Annotated in this window: 16 protein-coding genes; 9 read left to right on the top strand and 7 right to left on the bottom strand. The window is 35.4% G+C overall.

What is annotated here, in order from left to right:
* Positions 1-146 precede the first annotated feature (146 nt).
* Positions 147-1,280, bottom strand: coding sequence for a molecular chaperone DnaJ (gene dnaJ, locus A9G11_RS09795; protein WP_065619429.1), 1,134 nt, complete (start codon positions 1,278-1,280; stop codon positions 147-149).
* Between the two features lie 124 nt (positions 1,281-1,404).
* The gene (gene dnaK / locus A9G11_RS09790; protein WP_065619428.1) at positions 1,405-3,321 is read right to left on the bottom strand and encodes a molecular chaperone DnaK; all 1,917 of its coding nucleotides are present in this window, start codon (positions 3,319-3,321) and stop codon (positions 1,405-1,407) included.
* Between the two features lie 232 nt (positions 3,322-3,553).
* Here dnaK and satP point away from each other — a divergent pair, with 232 nt between their 5' ends.
* Complete coding sequence (satP, locus tag A9G11_RS09785; RefSeq protein WP_065619427.1) at positions 3,554-4,132, top strand: acetate uptake transporter; 579 nt, start codon at positions 3,554-3,556, stop codon at positions 4,130-4,132.
* A gap of 91 nt (positions 4,133-4,223) precedes the next feature.
* Here the strand turns inward: satP and asnB are convergent, their stop codons facing one another.
* The 5 genes from asnB to gltX form a co-directional block, all read right to left on the bottom strand.
* Positions 4,224-5,897, bottom strand: coding sequence for an asparagine synthase B (gene asnB, locus A9G11_RS09780; RefSeq protein WP_065619426.1), 1,674 nt, complete (start codon positions 5,895-5,897; stop codon positions 4,224-4,226).
* Between the two features lie 217 nt (positions 5,898-6,114).
* Complete coding sequence (locus A9G11_RS09775) at positions 6,115-6,459, bottom strand: YdbL family protein (protein WP_065619425.1); 345 nt, start codon at positions 6,457-6,459, stop codon at positions 6,115-6,117.
* 167 nt (positions 6,460-6,626) lie between these two features.
* Positions 6,627-6,812 carry a YnbE family lipoprotein gene (locus A9G11_RS09770; RefSeq protein ID WP_065619424.1) on the bottom strand — a complete coding sequence of 62 codons (186 nt, stop codon included), beginning with the start codon at positions 6,810-6,812 and terminating at the stop codon, positions 6,627-6,629.
* A gap of 26 nt (positions 6,813-6,838) precedes the next feature.
* Positions 6,839-8,422: an intermembrane phospholipid transport protein YdbH family protein gene (locus A9G11_RS09765; protein ID WP_065619423.1), complete on the bottom strand. Its 1,584-nt coding sequence runs from the start codon at positions 8,420-8,422 to the stop codon at positions 6,839-6,841.
* A 57-nt stretch (positions 8,423-8,479) separates the two neighbouring features.
* A complete protein-coding gene (gene gltX / locus A9G11_RS09760; protein WP_065619422.1) occupies positions 8,480-9,910 on the bottom strand; it encodes a glutamate--tRNA ligase in 1,431 nt (476 codons plus the stop codon).
* 775 nt (positions 9,911-10,685) lie between these two features.
* Between gltX and A9G11_RS09755 the strand changes: the two genes are divergently transcribed.
* The 8 genes from A9G11_RS09755 (at position 10,686) to A9G11_RS09720 (ending at position 19,867) form a co-directional block, all read left to right on the top strand.
* Entirely contained in the window at positions 10,686-12,269 is a 1,584-nt protein-coding gene (locus A9G11_RS09755; RefSeq protein ID WP_065619421.1) for an FGGY-family carbohydrate kinase, read from the top strand.
* A 27-nt stretch (positions 12,270-12,296) separates the two neighbouring features.
* Positions 12,297-13,946, top strand: a complete 1,650-nt coding sequence (locus tag A9G11_RS09750; RefSeq protein WP_065619420.1) for a signal transduction protein — start codon at positions 12,297-12,299, stop codon at positions 13,944-13,946.
* A 93-nt stretch (positions 13,947-14,039) separates the two neighbouring features.
* On the top strand, positions 14,040-15,437 hold the full coding sequence (locus A9G11_RS09745; RefSeq protein ID WP_065619419.1) for an MFS transporter: 1,398 nt from the start codon (positions 14,040-14,042) through the stop codon (positions 15,435-15,437).
* A gap of 68 nt (positions 15,438-15,505) precedes the next feature.
* On the top strand, positions 15,506-16,609 hold the full coding sequence (locus A9G11_RS09740; RefSeq protein WP_065619418.1) for a mandelate racemase/muconate lactonizing enzyme family protein: 1,104 nt from the start codon (positions 15,506-15,508) through the stop codon (positions 16,607-16,609).
* Positions 16,610-16,625: 16 nt separating this feature from the next.
* Positions 16,626-17,453, top strand: coding sequence for an SDR family oxidoreductase (locus A9G11_RS09735; protein WP_065619417.1), 828 nt, complete (start codon positions 16,626-16,628; stop codon positions 17,451-17,453).
* Positions 17,447-18,352: a dihydrodipicolinate synthase family protein gene (locus tag A9G11_RS09730; protein ID WP_065619416.1), complete on the top strand. Its 906-nt coding sequence runs from the start codon at positions 17,447-17,449 to the stop codon at positions 18,350-18,352. Before A9G11_RS09735 ends, A9G11_RS09730 begins: the two co-directional genes overlap by 7 nt.
* The gene (locus A9G11_RS09725; protein ID WP_065619415.1) at positions 18,339-18,770 is read left to right on the top strand and encodes a GlcG/HbpS family heme-binding protein; all 432 of its coding nucleotides are present in this window, start codon (positions 18,339-18,341) and stop codon (positions 18,768-18,770) included. The genes A9G11_RS09730 and A9G11_RS09725 overlap by 14 nt, the downstream gene beginning before the upstream one ends.
* A gap of 77 nt (positions 18,771-18,847) precedes the next feature.
* Entirely contained in the window at positions 18,848-19,867 is a 1,020-nt protein-coding gene (locus A9G11_RS09720; RefSeq protein WP_065619414.1) for a LacI family DNA-binding transcriptional regulator, read from the top strand.
* Positions 19,868-20,151 lie beyond the last annotated feature (284 nt).

Raw genomic sequence — 20,151 nt, 5'->3', positions numbered from 1 at the left:
TTCCAGTTTTGAGTCAAGATACTAAACAAATTATCTTATTCTGCTAATCATTTCTTTTGCAAATCAATTGGTCATTAACTATATTTTTATCAAAAAAAAGCGAGGCCAGTCACCTAACCTCGCATTCACTATATTAATAATTAATGTTACCCAAAAAACTTTTTCACTTTATCAAAAAAGCTTTTTTCTTTTGGGCTATGTTTAGCACTTTTATCAGCTTTAAAACTTTCACCTAACTCTTTAAGTAGATCTTTTTGTTTACTGGTTAAATTAACTGGTGTTTCGACTACCACGTGACAATAAAGATCACCCATAGTACTACCTCGTAATGATTTAACGCCTTTACCACGCAAACGGAACATTTTTCCAGTTTGAGTCTCACTTGGTATAGTCAAACTTACTTTACCATTTAGCGTTGGTACTTCAACTTCACCACCTAATGATGCTAATGCAATATTAATTGGAATTTCACAATGAAGATTTGAACCATCACGTTCAAAAATTGCATGTGGTTTAACTTGCACTTGAACATATAAATCGCCTGCAGGCGCACCATTCAAGCCTGCCTCACCTTCTCCAGAAAGTCGAATACGATTACCAGTATCAACACCTGCAGGAATGGTAACTGATAGCGTTTTAGTTTTTTGTATTCGTCCTTCACCATGACATTTTTTACAAGGATTTTTAACAACCTTACCCCGTCCATGACAAGTTGGACACTCTTGCTGTACAGCAAAAAATCCTTGGCGCATTTGTACCACACCAGCACCATGACAGGTTTCACAAGTCACTACATCAGAGGATTTCTCGGTGCCTTGTCCATGACAAGTGTCACAAGTGACCCACGTTGGTACCCTTATCTCTTTTTTAACACCAGCAGCAGCTTCTTCTAATGTCAATGTGATGTTGTATTGTAAATCGGCTCCCCTTGATGCAGCTTGCCCACCACGTCCACGACCACCACCAAAAAAGTCACTAAAGATATCATCAAAAGCAGAACCACCGCCAAATCCACCAAATCCGCCAGCTCCGGCTCCTGCACCGAAACCTTGTTCAAAAGCAGCATGTCCATATTGGTCATAAGCTGCTTTCTTTTGTTCATCAGTTAAGACTTCATAAGCTTCTTTGACTTCTTTAAATTTAGCTTCAGCTTCAGCTTTATTATCCTGATTTTTATCGGGATGATATTTCATGGCTAGGCGTTTATAGGCTTTTTTAATCTCACTCTCAGTGGCACTTTTACTTACGCCTAATATTTCATAATAATCTTTCTTCGCCATAATTAACCTTTATTCTTATAGTTCCTAAACAACTAAACGGGCTTGAGTTACCTCGCGCCCGTTTAATGTCTTACATGTTTAAAACTTGTTGAAATAACTCATTAAAAAACATAGCAGTTAGCGTTTATTTTTTATCATCATCAACTTCTTTGAAGTCAGCATCAACAACATCATCTTGCGCTGCAGAATTATCACTTGATTGACCAGCAGTTTGATCTGCTTGAGCTTGTTGTTGTACTAATTCAAGTAATTTCTTAGAAGCTTCCATTAACGCATTAATTTTTGCTTCAATTTCAGCTTTATCTTCACCACGAGCCGCGACTTCTAAAGCACTGACTGCATCTTCAATAGCTTTCTTATCATCAGATGATAATTTATCTCCTGCATCTGTTACTTGTTTACGTGTTGTGTGAACAAGATGATCTGCTTGGTTACGAATTTGAGCTAACTCTTCAAATTTACGGTCAGCATCAGCATTTGCTTCTGCATCATGTACCATTTTTTGGATTTCTTCTTCACTTAATCCAGAAGAAGCTTTAATGGTAATATTTTGCTCACGTCCTGTATTTTTATCTTTAGCTGATACATGTAAAATACCGTCAGCATCAATATCAAAAGTTACTTCAATTTGTGGCATACCACGTGGTGCCGCTTGAATACCGTCTAAATTGAATTGACCTAATGATTTATTATCACTAGCACGTTTACGTTCGCCTTGTAACACATGGATAGTTACCGCAGATTGATTATCTTCTGCTGTTGAGAACACTTGACTATGTTTAGTTGGAATAGTTGTGTTTTTCTCAATTAAGGTAGTCATTACACCACCCATAGTCTCAATACCTAAAGATAATGGTGTTACATCAAGTAATAATACATCTTTAACATCACCACCAAGTACCCCACCTTGTACCGCAGCACCAACTGCCACCGCTTCATCTGGGTTTACATCTTTACGTGGTTCTTTACCAAAGAAGTCTGCAACTGCTTTTTGTACCATTGGCATACGTGTTTGACCACCAACCAAAATAACATCTTTGATGTCTGATACAGAAAGACCAGCATCTTGTAATGCAGTTTTAACTGGATCCATTGAACGTTTTACTAAATCTTCAACTAAAGATTCAAGTTTTGCACGTGTTACTTTAATATTTAAGTGTTTTGGTCCTGTTGCATCAGCTGTGATATATGGCAAGTTAATATCAGTTTGTTGAGCTGATGATAATTCGATTTTTGCTTTTTCAGCAGCTTCTTTCAAACGTTGCATTGCAAGTGGATCATTTTTCAAATCAAAACCTTGTTCACGTTTAAATTCATCAACTAAATAATTAATCAAGCGTGAGTCAAAATCTTCACCACCTAAGTGAGTATCACCGTTAGTTGCTAATACTTCGAATGTTTTTTCACCATCAACATCATCAATTTCGATAATTGAGATATCAAATGTACCACCACCAAGGTCGTATACAGCTATAGTGCGGTTACCCACATCTTTGTCTAAACCATAAGCAAGTGCTGCTGCTGTTGGTTCGTTAATAATACGTTTAACATCAAGACCTGCGATACGACCAGCATCTTTAGTTGCTTGACGTTGAGCATCGTTAAAATAAGCAGGTACAGTAATAACAGCTTCTGTGACTGGTTCACCAAGATAATCTTCTGCAGTTTTTTTCATTTTCTTTAATACTTCAGCAGAGATTTGTGGTGGTGCAATTTTCTGACCTTTTACATCAACCCATGCATCGCCATTATCAGCTTTTACAATTTTGTATGGCATAATACCAACATCGCGTTGAACTTCAGCATCTTCATAACGACGACCGATTAAACGTTTAATAGCAAATAGTGTATTTTGTGGATTTGTTACTGCTTGACGTTTTGCTGGTTGACCAACTAAGATTTCACCATCTTGTGTGTAAGCTATAATCGATGGTGTAGTACGATCACCTTCTGCATTTTCTAATACTTTTGCTTGACCATTATCCATGACCGCAACACATGAATTAGTTGTACCTAAATCAATACCAATAATTTTACCCATAATCTTTTCTCCTCGAATTCTGTATTTTATTCTTTGTATATAGGTATTAAATCGCTATTTTCAACCCTTTAATTTTCACAAAGAAATGTTTTTGTTTTCACATAAATGGGAACATTATTGGTAATATCAAGGGGGCGAAAAATAATTTTTTTATAGATCTTGATTGATAGGAGTTCTGCACTTATCATTGCCGCTCTTTTTTTTATTATAAATTTTAATTTATAGGATCTTTATGGAACAAACAAAACTGGCAAATCCTGGCCCTCTTGGTTTGATGGGATTTGGAATGACAACAATTTTATTAAATATTCATAATGCAGGATTTTTTCCCGTCATGACGGCAATTGTATCAATGGGTATTTTTTATGGTGGTCTTGCACAAGTGATTGCCGGTATTTTAGAGTTTAAAAAAGGTAATACTTTTGGTACAACAGCATTTACTTCCTACGGTTTTTTCTGGATTGCTCTTGTTGGAATTTGGTATTTACCTACTTCACCAGTAACCGCATCAACTGATGCAACATTTGTTGGAATTTTCCTTGCCTTATGGGGAATTTTCACGGCATTTATGTTTATTGGTACATTAAAAGCAAATCGTGCATTGCAATTTGTCTTTGCTAGTTTAACTATACTATTTGCTTTATTAGCTATGGGTAATATCTCAGGTAACCATGACATTATTCATATCGCTGGTTTTGAAGGGATTATTTGTGGAGCAAGTGCTATTTATCTTGCTATGGCTGAAGTGATTAATGAACAATATGGTCGCACTATATTACCTATTGGCGCCCCTAAAGGCTCTACACATTAATATAAAACTCTAAAAAATTTTTTTGTAGACATAAAAAACGGGGATAACACCCCGTTTTTTATATTTAACTATTTATAAAGTTGAAAATAGCTTATTTTTTATATGCATCATTATGTACGCCGACTGCCGCTCGACCTGATGGATCATTAAGATTTTTAAATGATTCGTCCCATTCGATTGCTTTAGCGGTTGAACAAGCAACAGTAGGACCACCCGGTACACTTTGAGCGGCACTTTCAAGTGGGAATAATTCATCAAAAATTTCACGATACATATAAGCTTCTTTGCTAGCTGGCGTATTGTAAGGGAAGCGGTATTTTGCGTTTTCCAATTGTTGATCGGTAATTTTGCTATTGGCAATCTCTTTTAAGGTATCAATCCAACTGTAACCGACCCCGTCAGAAAATTGCTCTTTTTGACGCCAAACAACCGATGCTGGTAGATAAGATTCAAAAGCTTCACGGACAATATATTTTTCCATTTTGCCATTGCTACCACACATTTTATCTTTTGGATTAATACGCATTGCCACATCTAAGAATTTCTTATCAAGGAAAGGAACTCTAGCTTCTACGCCCCAAGCAGCCATCGCTTTATTAGCTCGCGCACAGTCATACATATGAAGTGCGGCTAATTTACGCACTGTTTCTTCGTGAAATTCTTTCGCATTTGGCGCTTTATGGAAATAAAGATAACCACCAAACACTTCATCAGCACCCTCACCTGAAAGTACCATTTTAATCCCCATAGCTTTAATCTTTCTAGCCATAAGATACATTGGTGTGGAAGCGCGAATAGTCGTTACATCATAAGTTTCGATAAAGTAGATCACATCACGAATTGCATCAATACCTTCTTGAATCGTAAAATTAATTTCGTGGTGAACAGTACCTAAATGATTGGCTACCGCTTGTGCAGCTTTAAGATCAGGTGCGCCTTTAAGTCCAACTGCAAAAGAGTGTAACTGAGGCCACCATGCTTCAGATTTTTCTTGATCTTCAACACGACGAGCAGAGAACTTTTTAGTGATAGCAGAAATAACTGAAGAGTCTAATCCGCCTGATAATAAAACACCATAAGGAACATCTGACATTAGATGGCTTTTTACTGATTCTTCTAATGCAATACGTAAAGCATTAATATCAGTTTTATTATCTTTGACATTATCATAGTCCATCCAGTCTCGCTTATAATAGGATTTTATTTCACCTTCAGTACTAGATAGATAACTTCCCGGCGGGAAGGCTGCAATGGTTTTACAAACTGGAACTAAAGCTTTCATTTCAGAGGCAACATAAAATGTACCATTTTCATCGTAGCCTGTGTACATTGGAATAATACCAATATGATCACGACCAATAAAATAGCTACCTTTGTTGATATCATACAGAATAAAAGCAAACATGCCTTGTAATTCATCAAGACAGTGGATCCCTTTTTCTTGGTAAAGTGCTAAAATGACTTCACAGTCAGAACCAGTTTGAAATTCATAACGATCTTTGTACTGATTTCGGAGTTCTTGATGATTATATATTTCGCCATTTACCGCTAAAACTAGGGTTTTATCTTTATTATAAAGAGGTTGAGCGCCAGTATTAACATCTACAATAGAAAGACGTTCATGAGCAAGAATAGCTTTATCAGAGGCAAAAATACCAGACCAGTCAGGACCACGATGACGCATAAGACTTGATAATTCTAATGCTTTGGTTCGTAATTGTTCTGGATCTGATTTAATATCAAGAATACCTAAAATCGAACACATTGATTTTCTCCATTTAAAATCGCCTAAGCGATACTATTTACAAGTAAAAAACTAATTATATGAAATTATCATATCTTTTTTTATTTTAATTAGCTTCACAGTTTGTTTCAAAAATTGCAATAAGCAAATAGTCAGGTAAAACAGCATACACATTATTTAAATACAATTAAAGTACAATATCATTATACTTTTCCTATTGTTGCAAGATATACCATAATTATTTTTTTTGCCATTGACCTTGTTGCTTTATATATTGACCCGCCGGTGTTTTTTCTTGTGCTTTACTACCCGCTCTTTTTTCAACCTCACTAAGAGGAACATTAGTTTCTGACGATACTTTTTGATACTGCTGTTTACGAGCTTGATTAATTAATTGAGCAATTTCTCCTGCATTACCTTCACTTTTAACTATGCCTAAATAACCATCGGCTTGCTCACCTACTAATCCTTTCGCTTTAGCTTGACTTAATGAATCCATAGCTTGATCTAACGTTAATGCAACACTAGAAAAGGATAAAACTATAGAGAATAAAGCGACAGTTACTTTTTTATAAATAGCCATAATCGACTCCCTAAAAAACTTTATTATTCAATAAATTTAAAAGTGTAAAAAGTAAAATTATGTTAGATTTTAGATAACAACAGATCATTTTACCTTAATTAATCCACACCCCTTTGCCAAAGGCAAATCATAAAACTTCACTCTACTATATTTAATTAAACCTGAATTTAATATAGACCTGATTTATTAATGATATTATCTAGTGCCTTATCGACTTTGATATTAATTTCATGATCTATTTTAACATTTAAATTAATATTAATAGGTTCACTTGGCGCCTGAACTTTAACGGTAGGCGAGCATCCCATTAATGTGCAACTCAATACCATTATTGCAAAAACATTTCGTACCATAAGGTAACCTCTTAGTCATAAAATAATTACTTTAAACGCGCCTCAATTCGTTTACGAATCGGTTCACTAATTTGGTCTGACAATAGTATGCTCATCATTAATTTGGCAACATTTTCTTCAAGGGTAATATTTAAATTAACTGCTTTGCCATTTTCAACATCTTCATTACGTCCCTGAATATTGAGACTCAATTTAGCAATGTCATCAGCATAATCAACATTACCTGTTAATTTAGTATAATGAAAATTTTTAAGAATATCAGTGAGTATTTTCATATTAGGGTTATTTTGTACATAACCTTTAAGTGCTGAATTTTCAAACTGCAAATAACCTGCATTAATCGTGGCTAATTGGCCTTTTTTAATCACCGTTTTCATCACAATTTTATTGTTATTTTTGGCTTGTAATAAAGTGATAGGGATAACGCCTTCAATTTCGCCTTCACCAGCAAGCCCTTCAACAGGATATTTAGCAAAAATATCTTTTAATTGTATCTGTTTTAATCTTACATTAAATTGTTGGGGTAATTTAGCTAAATTCAATCTATTTTTTTCCAGCCAAATTGATCCTGAAAAAATATTGGCTCTAGCCTGCGACCAAGTTATGATACCTCCATTTAGCGATTTGAATGAAGCAGTATAACTGCCCGCTAATTTTAGCTTTTCAAAAGCAATACCCACATTGATTTCTTGAATATTTAATTCCGGCGTTGACACAGTAATTTGATTATTGTTAATCACAATATTACTTGTTCCTGTGGCCGATTTTATTTCACTATTTTGATAGATACCATTGAGCTTATTAAGCATTAATTGTACATTAGCTGAAATCTGATCACTCTCTATGGGTATTTTAGATTCAAATTGGAATTTTGCTTTTCCTGACGTATTAGTTAACATTAAATCTTGAGAGATATTTATTTTTTCTAAATTAAACGTAGCATCATTCAAACTACTCAATGATAACCGATCTTGGGTTAACCACCCAGAGAAAGGTAAAATTAAGGTACTATTTACGACCTCGGCTTGATTTAGCATTGTGGTTAAAAGACCGTTTTGTATATCAATGCGTGAATCAATTGAGTTGTAACGCAATATGGCTGAAAGCTTAATGGTACGTTGATCTTTTGTTGCTATTGCTAACTGTATCCCTTCTTGCTGTTTTGTTACATCAACATTAAGGTTAAATAACTCATTATCTTGCTGATAAAATCGTAATGAATCAATATGAATTACTGTTGGTAACCAATAAAAAAAAGTCGCTATCAAAGAAGGATTAAAGTTTTGTGCAGTATCATCAACTACTTTTTCTGCCGGTGTTATTTGCGTGATAACTTGGTTTGCTTGCCAGTAAATATCAACATCTGTTGCTGATAACTGCGACCATGAGATCACCAGATTTTTACTCGTGACCGATAATTGTGACTGTTTGGTAACGGTGAATTCATCAAATAAAATGCCATTTAAACTGATTTTAGCACCATGCCAGTCAACATTGATACCATATTTTTGCTTAAATGAGAGCCAATACTGCCAACCATATAGACTTATCAAAATGATAAGAAGTAAAAACCCCAAAGGGATCCAATAGCGTTTTTTTAAGTGAGCCATATAAACTCTCAACTTAGCCAAGTTTATTGTCGGGGTTACCGACAATAAAGAATGATATTATTCTTGAGCTTGTTCTCGCTGTTTTATATAAGCTAGTGCTTTATCAATTCTGGCAAGCGAACGATGTTTGCCAACAGCAAAAACTGTCGCATCCACTGACGGTGATTGACCTAATCCCGTTACCGCAACTCGCAATGGCATACCTACTTTCCCCATACCAACATCGAGTTCAGTTGCTGTTTCTTCAATAGCATGATGAATCTTATCAATTTGCCAATCAAAATCGGCAATCGCTTCTATTTTCGCTTTAATCGTTTCTAACGGTACTTTGGCAACTGGACGTAAATGTTTTTTAGCTGCATCGGCATCAAAATCAGCAAAATCTTGATAACAATAGGCACAAGATTCAGCCATTTCTTTAAGTGTTTTACAGCGCTCACCAAATAACTTAATAATTGTAATAAGATCTGGTCCTTGTCGTAGATCATAACCTTGCTGGTTCATATGCCAAACCAAATGTTGGGCAACATAATCAGCATCTAAATGGTTAATATAATGATGATTTAACCACAGTAACTTTTCAGTATTAAACGCACTTGCTGATTTGCTCACTGCATCTAATGAAAAATAGCTAACCATTTCCGCAACAGAAAATATCTCCTGATCACCATGAGACCAACCGAGTCGAACTAAATAATTAAGTAATGCTTCAGGTAAATAGCCATCATCACGATATTGCATCACACTTACTGCGCCATGACGCTTGGACAATTTTTGTCCGTCATCACCTAAGATCATTGATACATGACCATATTCAGGGAGAGGAGCATTGAGTGCTTTTAAAATATTAATCTGGCGAGGTGTATTATTAATATGATCTTCCCCACGGATAACGTGAGTAATTTCCATATCCCAATCATCTACCACGACACAAAAATTATAAGTTGGAGACCCGTCGGTACGACGAATAATAAGATCATCAAGTTCTTTATTGGCAATCTCAATTGGACCGCGAATTAAATCATTAAAAATGACCACACCATCAACTGGATTAGCAAAACGTACTACGTGAGGTTCATCATGAGAATGCTGTTTTTGTACCGCCTCACAACGACAATGACCGTCATAACGAGCCTTCTCACCTTTTGCCATTTGTTCTTCGCGCAATTTTTCCAAACGATCTTTAGAACAGTAGCAGCGATAAGCTGTCCCTTTTTCCAACATTTCATCAATGACTTGGTTATAACGATCAAAACGCTTAGTTTGAAAATATGGCCCCTCATCCCATGACAATTTCAACCAATTCATACCATCCATAATTGCTTCAATCGCTTCTGGCGTTGAACGCTCAAGATCGGTATCTTCAATACGCAACACAAATGCGCCTTTTGCATGGCGAGTATAAAGCCAAGAATAAAGTGCTGTACGCGCACCGCCAACATGTAAATAGCCTGTTGGACTAGGCGCAAAACGGGTTTTGATTTTCATGAAATAATCCTACTTATAACGAAGATGATGTTAATAATTATAATATTACTACATTGTTACAACATCGATATGGTTACTTATTCTAACATGCTAAAAGGTTTCGGCAATAGTCCTATTAATTTCAATAACATTTAGAATTTATTGTAAAGATGTTTCAGGTTAACTATACGTTTAAGTATAAAAATAGTGCTTGAATTCAACATCTAAGTGCGAATCGAGTTAGTAAAAGGCTTGATAAGGTGTTTTATACTTGAGCCTTTTTCTTGGACGATGATTAAGTCGACTTTCAACCGCTTTAATCTCTTCATCACTGATGCTATCAAATGCCATTCTTTTTGGGCTGAATTCAAGAGTGATTAGGAGAGTATTTCAATAAATTAACAACAAAACTTCTTATCCACTCATTTATCTATCAGTTAGTTATCATTTTTAACCATGATATCTGCCTTATTTCCTTTATATTTTTTATCAAGTAACTAAAACATAAAATCGGTATTTATCATTATTAATAACAGCCTATCATTGTTTTTATATAAATTTTTAGATTTGTGCAAAAGAATAATTCATTGATTTTTAAATGAAAATAAATATATGTGATTTCAAAAAAGACTATTTTTTGTGAATTTAACTGCTTTTATTTTGAACAAATATCCGCGTGTTTTTTATTGCAATTTTTAAAAAAAATTTGAATTAAATCACATTATGAACATTTATTAATTGTTTACTCGATTTTTTTATTTATTATGCTAACACGAGTTAGCAAAAAGTTGAGGCGATGATGAAAGATGTTTTTATAGGTGTTGATGTAGGTTCTGCAAGTGTAAGATCCGCATTATTTGATAGGCAAGGTCATCGATTAGGATTTAGTGTTAAACCTATTGACCAATTTCATTCCAATTCTGATTGGATTGCACAATCTTCTAAACAAATTTGGCAACAAATTTGCCTTGCAGTAAAAGAATCAATAGCTATTGCAAATGTTGATGTAGCTCAAGTTCGTTCCATTGGTTTTGACGCTACTTGTTCTTTAGTAGCCCTTGATGATCAAGGCGATCCGGTATCTATCTCTGAAAATAACGATAACAATGAAAATATTATTATGTGGATGGATCATCGAGCTAAAGGAGAGGCAAGAACAATAAATTTAACCAATGATCCTGTATTGCAATATGTAGGTGGTGAAGTCAGCATTGAAATGGAACTGCCAAAAATATTATGGATTAAACATCATTATCCTGAAAGATACAAAAAAATAGCGCGTTTTTTCGATTTAGCTGATTATTTAGTTTGGCAAGCCACAAAATCCGATCTTGCAAGTGTTTGTACACTAACGTGTAAATGGAATTACTTAGCCCATAAAAAGAGTTTTAGTGAAAAATTCCTCAATAAAATTGGTCTTAATGATCTCAAAGATAAAATTCCACAAACTGTTTTGGGATTAGGTGAAAGTGCTGGCGCATTAACACCAGAGGCTGCTAAGCAACTTGGATTACACACAAACGTTATTGTCGCAACAGGAATTATTGATGCCCATGCTGGTGGTATTGCACTTGTTGGTTCAAATCCAGAAGCAAGCCTTGCCATTATCAGTGGCACTTCAAATTGCCACATGATTGTTAATAAAAATCCAATTTTGGTATCGGGTGTCTGGGGGCCGTATCTAAATGCAATGTTACCTAATTATTGGCTTAATGAAGGTGGTCAAAGTGCTGCTGGTGCTTTATTAGAATGGTCAATCAGACAACACGAAGCATGGCCAAAATTAGAACAAGAAGCCAAACAAAAAGGTTGTAGTTATTATCAACTTCTTAATCATTATGTTAATCAATTAGAACAGCACAATAAATACCTTACCGATGATCTGCATATATTAGCTGATCACCATGGTAACCGTTCACCAAGAGCAAATCCTGATGCAAAAGGTATGGTTTCAGGCGTTACGCTTGAAACAGGTATAACCGCTTTAGCGAAACACTACTTAGCCACGATGCAAGCTATTGCTTACGGAACACTTCACATAGTCAATGCCATGATCGAATCAGGTTATCAAATTGACAGATTAATTATGTGTGGAGGAGCTACTAAAAATCCACTTTGGTTAAGAGAATACGCCAATATCACAGGTAAAGAGATTTTTCTGGCTAAAGAAGAAGACGCCGTCAATCTTGGTGCTGCAATTTTAGGGGCTGTGGCATGTAAAGCTTTTAAAGATATTTCTAGTGCAGCAAAAGAGATGGTTGAGTTCGGTAATACGATCAAACCAGATCTCTCCACACAGAATTTCCACCAACGAAAATACAACGTCTATTTACAAATGTATCAAGACCAATTGCGTTATAACCAGTTAATGAACGATTAATTTGATGAGAAGTAACAGGGAGGACTTATGTTAGAAAGTGCATTATCCGATAAAAAGCCGTCAATGACAGCTGATAAAAATGAAATTTTAATGATAACCAGTGGTGATTTGCGAGAAGCCGCAAATACTACCTGCTGGCCAACACAGTTAAAATTTGAACAGAAATTAGAACAAGTATTAAAAACAAAAGGATACAAATTAACCAGAGCGTTTCCAATTAATACTGAATCAGGACATGGCTTTTTACGAACACAACGTGAAGGCTGTGATTGTTTTGCCAATATTGATCCTGATGCACCAATAATTGTTTTGTTAACTGCATGGCAATATTCGCATTATGTTGCACCATGCTTAGTTCACCACAAAGGACCGATCTTATTATTGGCCAATTTTGAAGGTACATGGCCTGGATTAGTGGGCATGCTCTGCTTAGCCGGAACATTAACCAGTTTAGGTAAGTCATATTCAAGATTATGGTCAGAAAATTTTGATGACGAGTTTTTCGATACAGCACTTAATACTTGGTTAAGATTTGGTGCTATTGAACATAATACACAATATCTCCATGACATCCCTGCAACACATTCTGTCCTGGCCACCAAAGCAGGAGCAGTGGGGCATAAGGTAGGTCAATATATTCTTCGTAATAAAGCGATATTAGGATTATTTGATACGTTTTGTATGGGAATGATTAATGGCGTCTTTCCTCAATTATCATTAATCAAAATTGGCATGCCGCTTGAATCACTTTCACAATCCGCTTTATTAGTTGAAATGAAAAAAGTACCAAAATCTTTAAGAGAACAATGCTTGAAGTGGTATGAAGATCGTGGCATGCAATTCAAATTTGGTAGTAATAGCGAACAAGAGCTTACCCGCGAACAAGTTGAAGAACAGTGTGCAATGATGATTGCCATGGCTCGATTCTTTAAGCGATACGGTTTATCTGCTGTAGGTGTTCAATATCAACAAGGTCTAAAAGATTGTTGCGCTGCATCAGATTTTGCAGAAGGGGCTATTGGCTCTACAGAACGCTTCCCAATTCCTGACGAAAATGGTGAGGTGATTATGCCTAATCAACCAATTCCATGCATCAATGAAGTTGATATGGGAACGGCTATTCCACAAACCATGCTTTGGTATTTATTAACTTCCCTCGGGCTACCTGCTGAAACCACACTCCACGATGTACGCTGGGGAAGTGAATATAACGGAACATTCTATTGGGACTTTGAAATTTCAGGTGCGGTACCGTTTGAACATATCAAAGGTGGTATTGCGGGAGCAACCGGATACCGACAACCTCCAATGTTCTTCCCTTATGGTGGTTCAACTATTGCAGGTCAAGGTAAAGCCGGACGTTTTGTTTGGGCTAGAGCGCACTATGAAGGATTAGATGTGATTATGCATATAGGTACCGGCCATGCCGTTGAATTACCGACAGAGGAATTTGAACGTCGTCGCAAAGCAACCAATTACGAGTGGCCATTACTTAATGCCGTACTTGATGGCATTACACGAGACGACTTTATGGCAGGTCATCAAAGCAATCACATTACCATAGCTTATGTTGATGAAGCGCACTTAGAGCATGTCGTAAAAGCCTTTGTTGCACAGGCTTTAACACAAAATATTAAAGTTAAAGTCGCTGGGGATGCATTTGATTATTTTAAATAATAGCCAGAAATATCTAATTTTGTCGTAATCAACATTTTGTTGTTTTGATTTTACAGCATTAATGATTAGTTTAATGATAGATAGGAAAACAATATGAAAACGGAAATAAACAATGTTGGTGAACTTATTTCGTCAACGAAAAAGTTATTTGATCATAAAGAGTCGCCGTCAGCTACAAAAGCGGGTTGGTTAATGATTACAGCTTTACTCATCGAGTCATGGGATATTTATTCTATGGCATTTATTATGTATGCATTAAATGATATTTATCATCCAAGCAGTTGGTTATTAGGATTAACAGCAGCTGGTACACAATTAGGTGCAGTAATCGGTGCCTTAATGGGCGGTTGGTTAACCGATAAAATCGGTAGAAGAACAATATTCTTAGGTTCCATGATATTGTTTGCGATTTGCGCAATTCTACAAGGTTTTGCACCAAATATGTATTGGTTAGCAGTCATAAGATTTTTTGCCGGTTTCCCTGTTGGTGCAGATGTGGCAAATGGATTTACCTATATCATGGAAGTAATGCCTAAGAAAAAACGTGAAGTTATGGCCAACCGTTGGCAATTCATGTTTGCACTAGGTATTATCGCCGCCATTATTATGGTTACTATTTTACAATTAGCTAACGTTCATAATGACATGATCTGGCGTATCGTTTTAGCCTTCCCTGCTATACCTGCTTTCACATTATTATTAATGCGAAAAGAACTACCAGAAACACCGACATGGTTAGTTGAAAGAGGACGCTTTATAGAAGCAAAAGTTGCCTCAAGAAAATTTTATAAAGACAACTTTCTTGATAATATATTACCGGATGTCAATGTTAAAATTGAACAACCAAAAGTAAAAGATGCTTTAAGTGATGTATTTAAAAAAGATTTCTCCAAAAAAACTACCATTTTTGGTTGGATCTCTTGTGCAGTACAATCATTTGAAAATTATGCTTTCTCCTTCTATTTACCATTTATTTTAGTTTCGTTGGGAATATCAGGCCAAATTCAAAATAATTTAGCGTTATTATTCATCAACTGTATTGCTGCCACATCAGCTTTAATCGGACCACTATTATTGCCTAAACTCGGACATAAAGGATTAAGTCAATGGGGCTTTTTATGTGTGGTGATCGGTATTTTAATCGCTGCTTATGGTTTTTATGATCAAAACTTCGCCTTAATTACAACTGGTGCTGCTTTAATGCTATGGGGTCACTATTGGGATTCTGAAAGCGGTATGACAGTTATATCGTTAGTGGCTAAACCTGAATATCGAGGAATTGCATCAGGTATTGCTTACACGATTGTTAAAATAACTGCGTTTACAACAACATTAGTATTCCCACCACTATTTGCATCGTTAGGTGTTCCACTTGCTGCAGCCATTATCGCTATTGGTCCATTCTTAGCGTTCTTAGCTGCAACATTTATTTTACCGGAAGTATTTGGACATGTAAGTGGTGATGAGGAAGTTCCACCAGAGAATGAATAAAGAGTATTGATCAAACTAAATGTGCTTAAAAAAGCAAACACCAAAATCTTATAGTAGAGGAAGTTATTATGAATATTAATGAAATGCCAGTAATTGACCATATTGAATTAATGACATCAAGAGTACCATTACCTGACGGACCATGGGGAGATCAAATTCACCATGTAACCGATATTGAAGTTTCAATCGTAGATGTTTACGGTTCTAATGGAAAAGTAGGTACCGGTTTTAGCCATACTTCAGGATGGTGTGGTAAAACCATTTCGGCCTTAGTTCAAGAAATTATTCCTGATGTTATTGGCAAACCTCTTTCACCAAGAGGATTATGGCATCGAAGCTACAAACACGTTCATGACGTAGGGGGAGCCGGTGTTACCACCCACGCTTTATCAGCATTAGATATTGCCTACTGGGATTTGTTAGGTAAAACCTTAAATGTACCTATTATTGATATCTTAGGTCGAGTACGTGATCGTGTACCTTTATATGGTAGTGGTATCAATCTACATTTATCTATTGAAGAAGTCATTGATCAAGTCAAACGTTGGAAGAGCAAAGGATATTTTGCAGCAAAAGTAAAAGTAGGAAAACCAACGATTGAAGAAGATGTTGAAAGATTGAGAAAAATCAAAGAAGCAGTGCCTGATATGCCGTTAGCGGTTGATGCTAATCAAGGATGGAACTTCCCACAAGCATTACAAGCATTCAAAGCCTTCGATCCTTTAAATTTACTATGGATTGAAGAGCCTTTACCTTCTGATGATATTGTCGGTCATATTAACTTACGTCAACGTACTAACACACCTATTGCGCTTGGTGAAAATGTCTACAATGTTAATCAATTTGCTCAATATATTGAAGGCTGCGCAGTTGATTTTGTTCAGGCAGATCTAGGTCGTGTAGGTGGGATCACGGGTTATTTAGATATAGCGACTGTTGCCAGAGCGCATAACTTACCAATGACACCACACTTTGTAATGGAATTAAGTGCAAGTTTATTGGCTGCAATACCAAATATTTCTTATGCTGAAATGACCGATGGTGGTCGTTGGGAAGATCTAAGAATATTTGCATCAGCTGGCAGAGAAGAAAATGGTTGCTACATTCCAAGCGAGTTACCAGGCCATGGCATTATTTTAGATCGCGATTATCTCAATAAACACAAAATTTAATGAGAAGGGATAAGATATGCAAGATAATTTATTTTCCTTAAAAGACAAAATCATTATTGTTACCGGTGGTTTTGGACAATTAGGTGAACAATATGTTAGGGAGCTCCACGCGCGTGGAGCTAAAGTTGCCGTATTAGGTACAACTTGTCCTGAAAGTAAAATTGACAAAGTATTTGGTGATATCAAAACTTCAGAAAATCTTAGTTTCCATGCTGTAGATATCACCAAAGTTGAGGAAATTAATCAAACATTAGATGCCATTGAAAACCGTTGGGGAACCCCCGACGGTTTAGTCAATAATGCAGGGATTGATACTCAACCGAGCGCGCCACCAGAGGTCTCCGGACCTTTTGAGAATTTCCCAGAAGACGTATTTAGGAAAGTCGTTGAAGTTAATTTAGTGGGTACATTCTTAATGACGCAGCAAGTAGGCGCAAGAATAAAAAAAGCAGGTAAATCAGGTTCAATTGTCAATATTGGATCAATTTATGGTGTGGTATCTCCGGTACAAGATATTTATGCCTATAAAAAAGAAGATACTGGCATTCCATTTATTAAACCGGTTGCTTATTCTGCTGCCAAATCAGGTGTTTATAATTTCACTCGATATTGTGCAACCTACTGGGGACGAGACAATATTAGGGTCAATACATTAACGCTATCGGGTGTAGAAAGAGCGGATCAAGATCCTCGATTTAAGAAAAACTATACATCAAGAATCCCTATTGGGCGAATGGCTCAAGCTAACGAATTCAATGGCGCTATTGTTTTTCTTTTATCTGATGCATCAAAATATATGACAGGCTCTAATCTTATTATAGATGGAGGATGGACTGCATGGTAAATTATGATAAATTTAAAAAAGTCATCTCTGCCATTGTTACACCAATGAATCATGATGAATCAATTAATTATGATGCATTAAGTTTGTTAGTCACTAAACAATTAGAACGAGGTGTTGAAGGGTTTTATTGTTGCGGGTCTTCGGGAGAAGGCCCTCTCCTTAATTTAGAGGAGAGAAATAACATTTTAGCTACTATAACAAAGGCCGTTCAAAAAAAAGTTCCGGTTATTTCACATGTTGGAACAGTGAGAACTGCTGATGCTGTCTCGTTAGCTAAAAATGCTGAACAAAATGGCGCAGATGCCGTTTCGTTAGTTCCACCTTATTATTATAACTTTAATCAACAAGAAATTATTGCTTATTATAAAAAAGTGCTTTCTGCAATTTCTATTCCGGTCATTATTTATAATATTCCGCAATTTACTAAGGTTGACTTTGATAAAAAATTTGCATCAGCTCTGTTAACAGATGAACAAGTACTTGGGATAAAGCATACCTCTCATAATATGTACTCATTAGAACGTATGACATCAGAATATCCTGACAAAGTCTATTTTAATGGATTTGATGAAATCTATTTCTCAAGTTTAGCCGCTGGCGCTAATGCAACTGTAGGCACAACGGTTAATATTCAACCTGAACTGTTTTTGTATTTACGTAAATTATTTCAACAAGGTAATTTTGACAAAGCTCGTGAAGTACAAAAAATTATCAATAATGTGATTGAGTATTTAGTTGATAGAGGGATCTTCCAATCAGCCAAATATTTAGCAGGTTATAACATCACTGATCTTGGTCCAATTCGAGAACCTTTTACCGCATTGACCGCGGTTCAAAAAGATGAATTAGATAAATTTAATAGTTATATTCAAGAGATGATTAAAAATGTCGAACTGTAATTCTATTATTGATAATCAGAAAATATTAAATATCAATTTTGTAATGGCTACATTATCTAATATAATTAGCTCAACTACTCAAGCTATCGCTATTGCTATTGTAAATCGACATGGAGAGTTGATTGCTTTTAGCGCTAACGATAACTGTTTTCCACTGCCAAGGAAAGTCGCTTTTCGAAAAGCTTATACCGCCTCATTATTGAGGCGAGAAACAGCAATTGTGAGCGAAGAGGTAAAAACCGGAAGACTAAATTTATCATCTTTAAATGATCCTTTATTACTTGCTATGCCAGGTGGTATTCCAATTATAATTGAAGAAAATATCGTCGGTGCTGTCGGTGTTAGTGGATTAACCGCAGAACAAGATATTGCCTTAGCAAAACAATATATTGATCGTTTGTTATCATTTAAAGAATGACTGAATTAGATCAATTTTACAGCAATTATTGTATAATCGAAGATATAATAAAATAAAAACAAAAATAAAGGATAGGGATGGCTAAGAAGACTGTAGAACAAATCGCAACCGATCTTAATTTATCGATTACGACAGTTAGACTGGTACTAAATGGGAAGGCAGAATATTATCGCATTAGCGTTAAGACCCAAAAAAAAATACAAGATTATGTAGATAAATATGGTTATGTCATTAACCATACAGCCAGAAGCCTCAAATTGAATAAAACCGATACGTTGGGCTTAGTTGTTCCGAATTTATCTAACCCATTTTTTTCAGCTTTAGCCGAATCACTTGAATTAAGTTGTCGGCATAAAGGTTACCAGTTGATGATTTGCTGTACCTATAATGATCCTAATTATGAAATCAAGCTGACTAGTTCTTTGCAGGCTAGGAATGTTGACGGTATTTTTATTGTGCCAGCCAATAAAGATACCGAAGCTAAGCATTTATCATCTTTAGACAAACCTTTAGTTTTTTTAGATAGAAATCATCACCAAACAACATCGGCTGGCGTAGTGTCAGATAACAAAGGTGGTGGTTATCTATTAACTCAATCAATGTTAACCAAAGTTAAAAATCCTATTGTCTTTTTTGCCGGTTTAGAAACTCTTGCTCCAGTCAAAGAAAGAATTGAGGGTTATATTCAAGCAATCAAAGAGTGTGGGGATGATAAACAAATCATTGTTTGTCATGCTAAAAATGACTCAGTAAGTGATGGTGAATTAATGATTTCAGAATATATTGAAAAATATAATGATATTCCACAAAACTTTATTGCTTCATCATTACCTATCCTTGAAGGAGTTATTAGTTTACTTCATCAAAGATTAGGTTATATTCCGGAACATATTAATATTGGTGCTTTTGATGAGCATTTAATGTTAAATTTCTTATCAAATAATATTTGGTCTATTAAACAAAATGATAAATTAATTGCCGAAAAAGCGTTATATATGATGGAACAAAAGATCGCCAATAATGATTATCAATCTGAAAATATCATTGTTCCGGTAGAATTAGTTTATCGTTTAAAACAACCCATAAAATTAAACTAAAAGAGCATTCAATAATGCAATAGCATTTTATATTCCGATTAGAGAAATAACCGAGAATTTAAACCTTAAATGATCCAAATTAACCGTTTAGATTCTCTAGTTATTATTGAATATTTGGCTATTGGGACAAATTATTTTTTATTGATTAACTTGCTAACATATCCTTAAAAAACTGCAACAATTCATCATTCTAATTCCTACATTATTAATCAATTCAAGAAGATAATTTAAAGATTATGACTCGCTCTAAAGCAAGATCACTGTTATAAGTTATTTTTATCAAT

Source organism: Gilliamella sp. wkB108, from assembly GCF_001690195.1.
Lineage (GTDB): Bacteria > Pseudomonadota > Gammaproteobacteria > Enterobacterales > Orbaceae > Gilliamella > Gilliamella apicola_L.
Note: the sequence above shows the minus strand (reverse complement) of the source record. Positions and strands in the feature narration are given on the sequence as shown.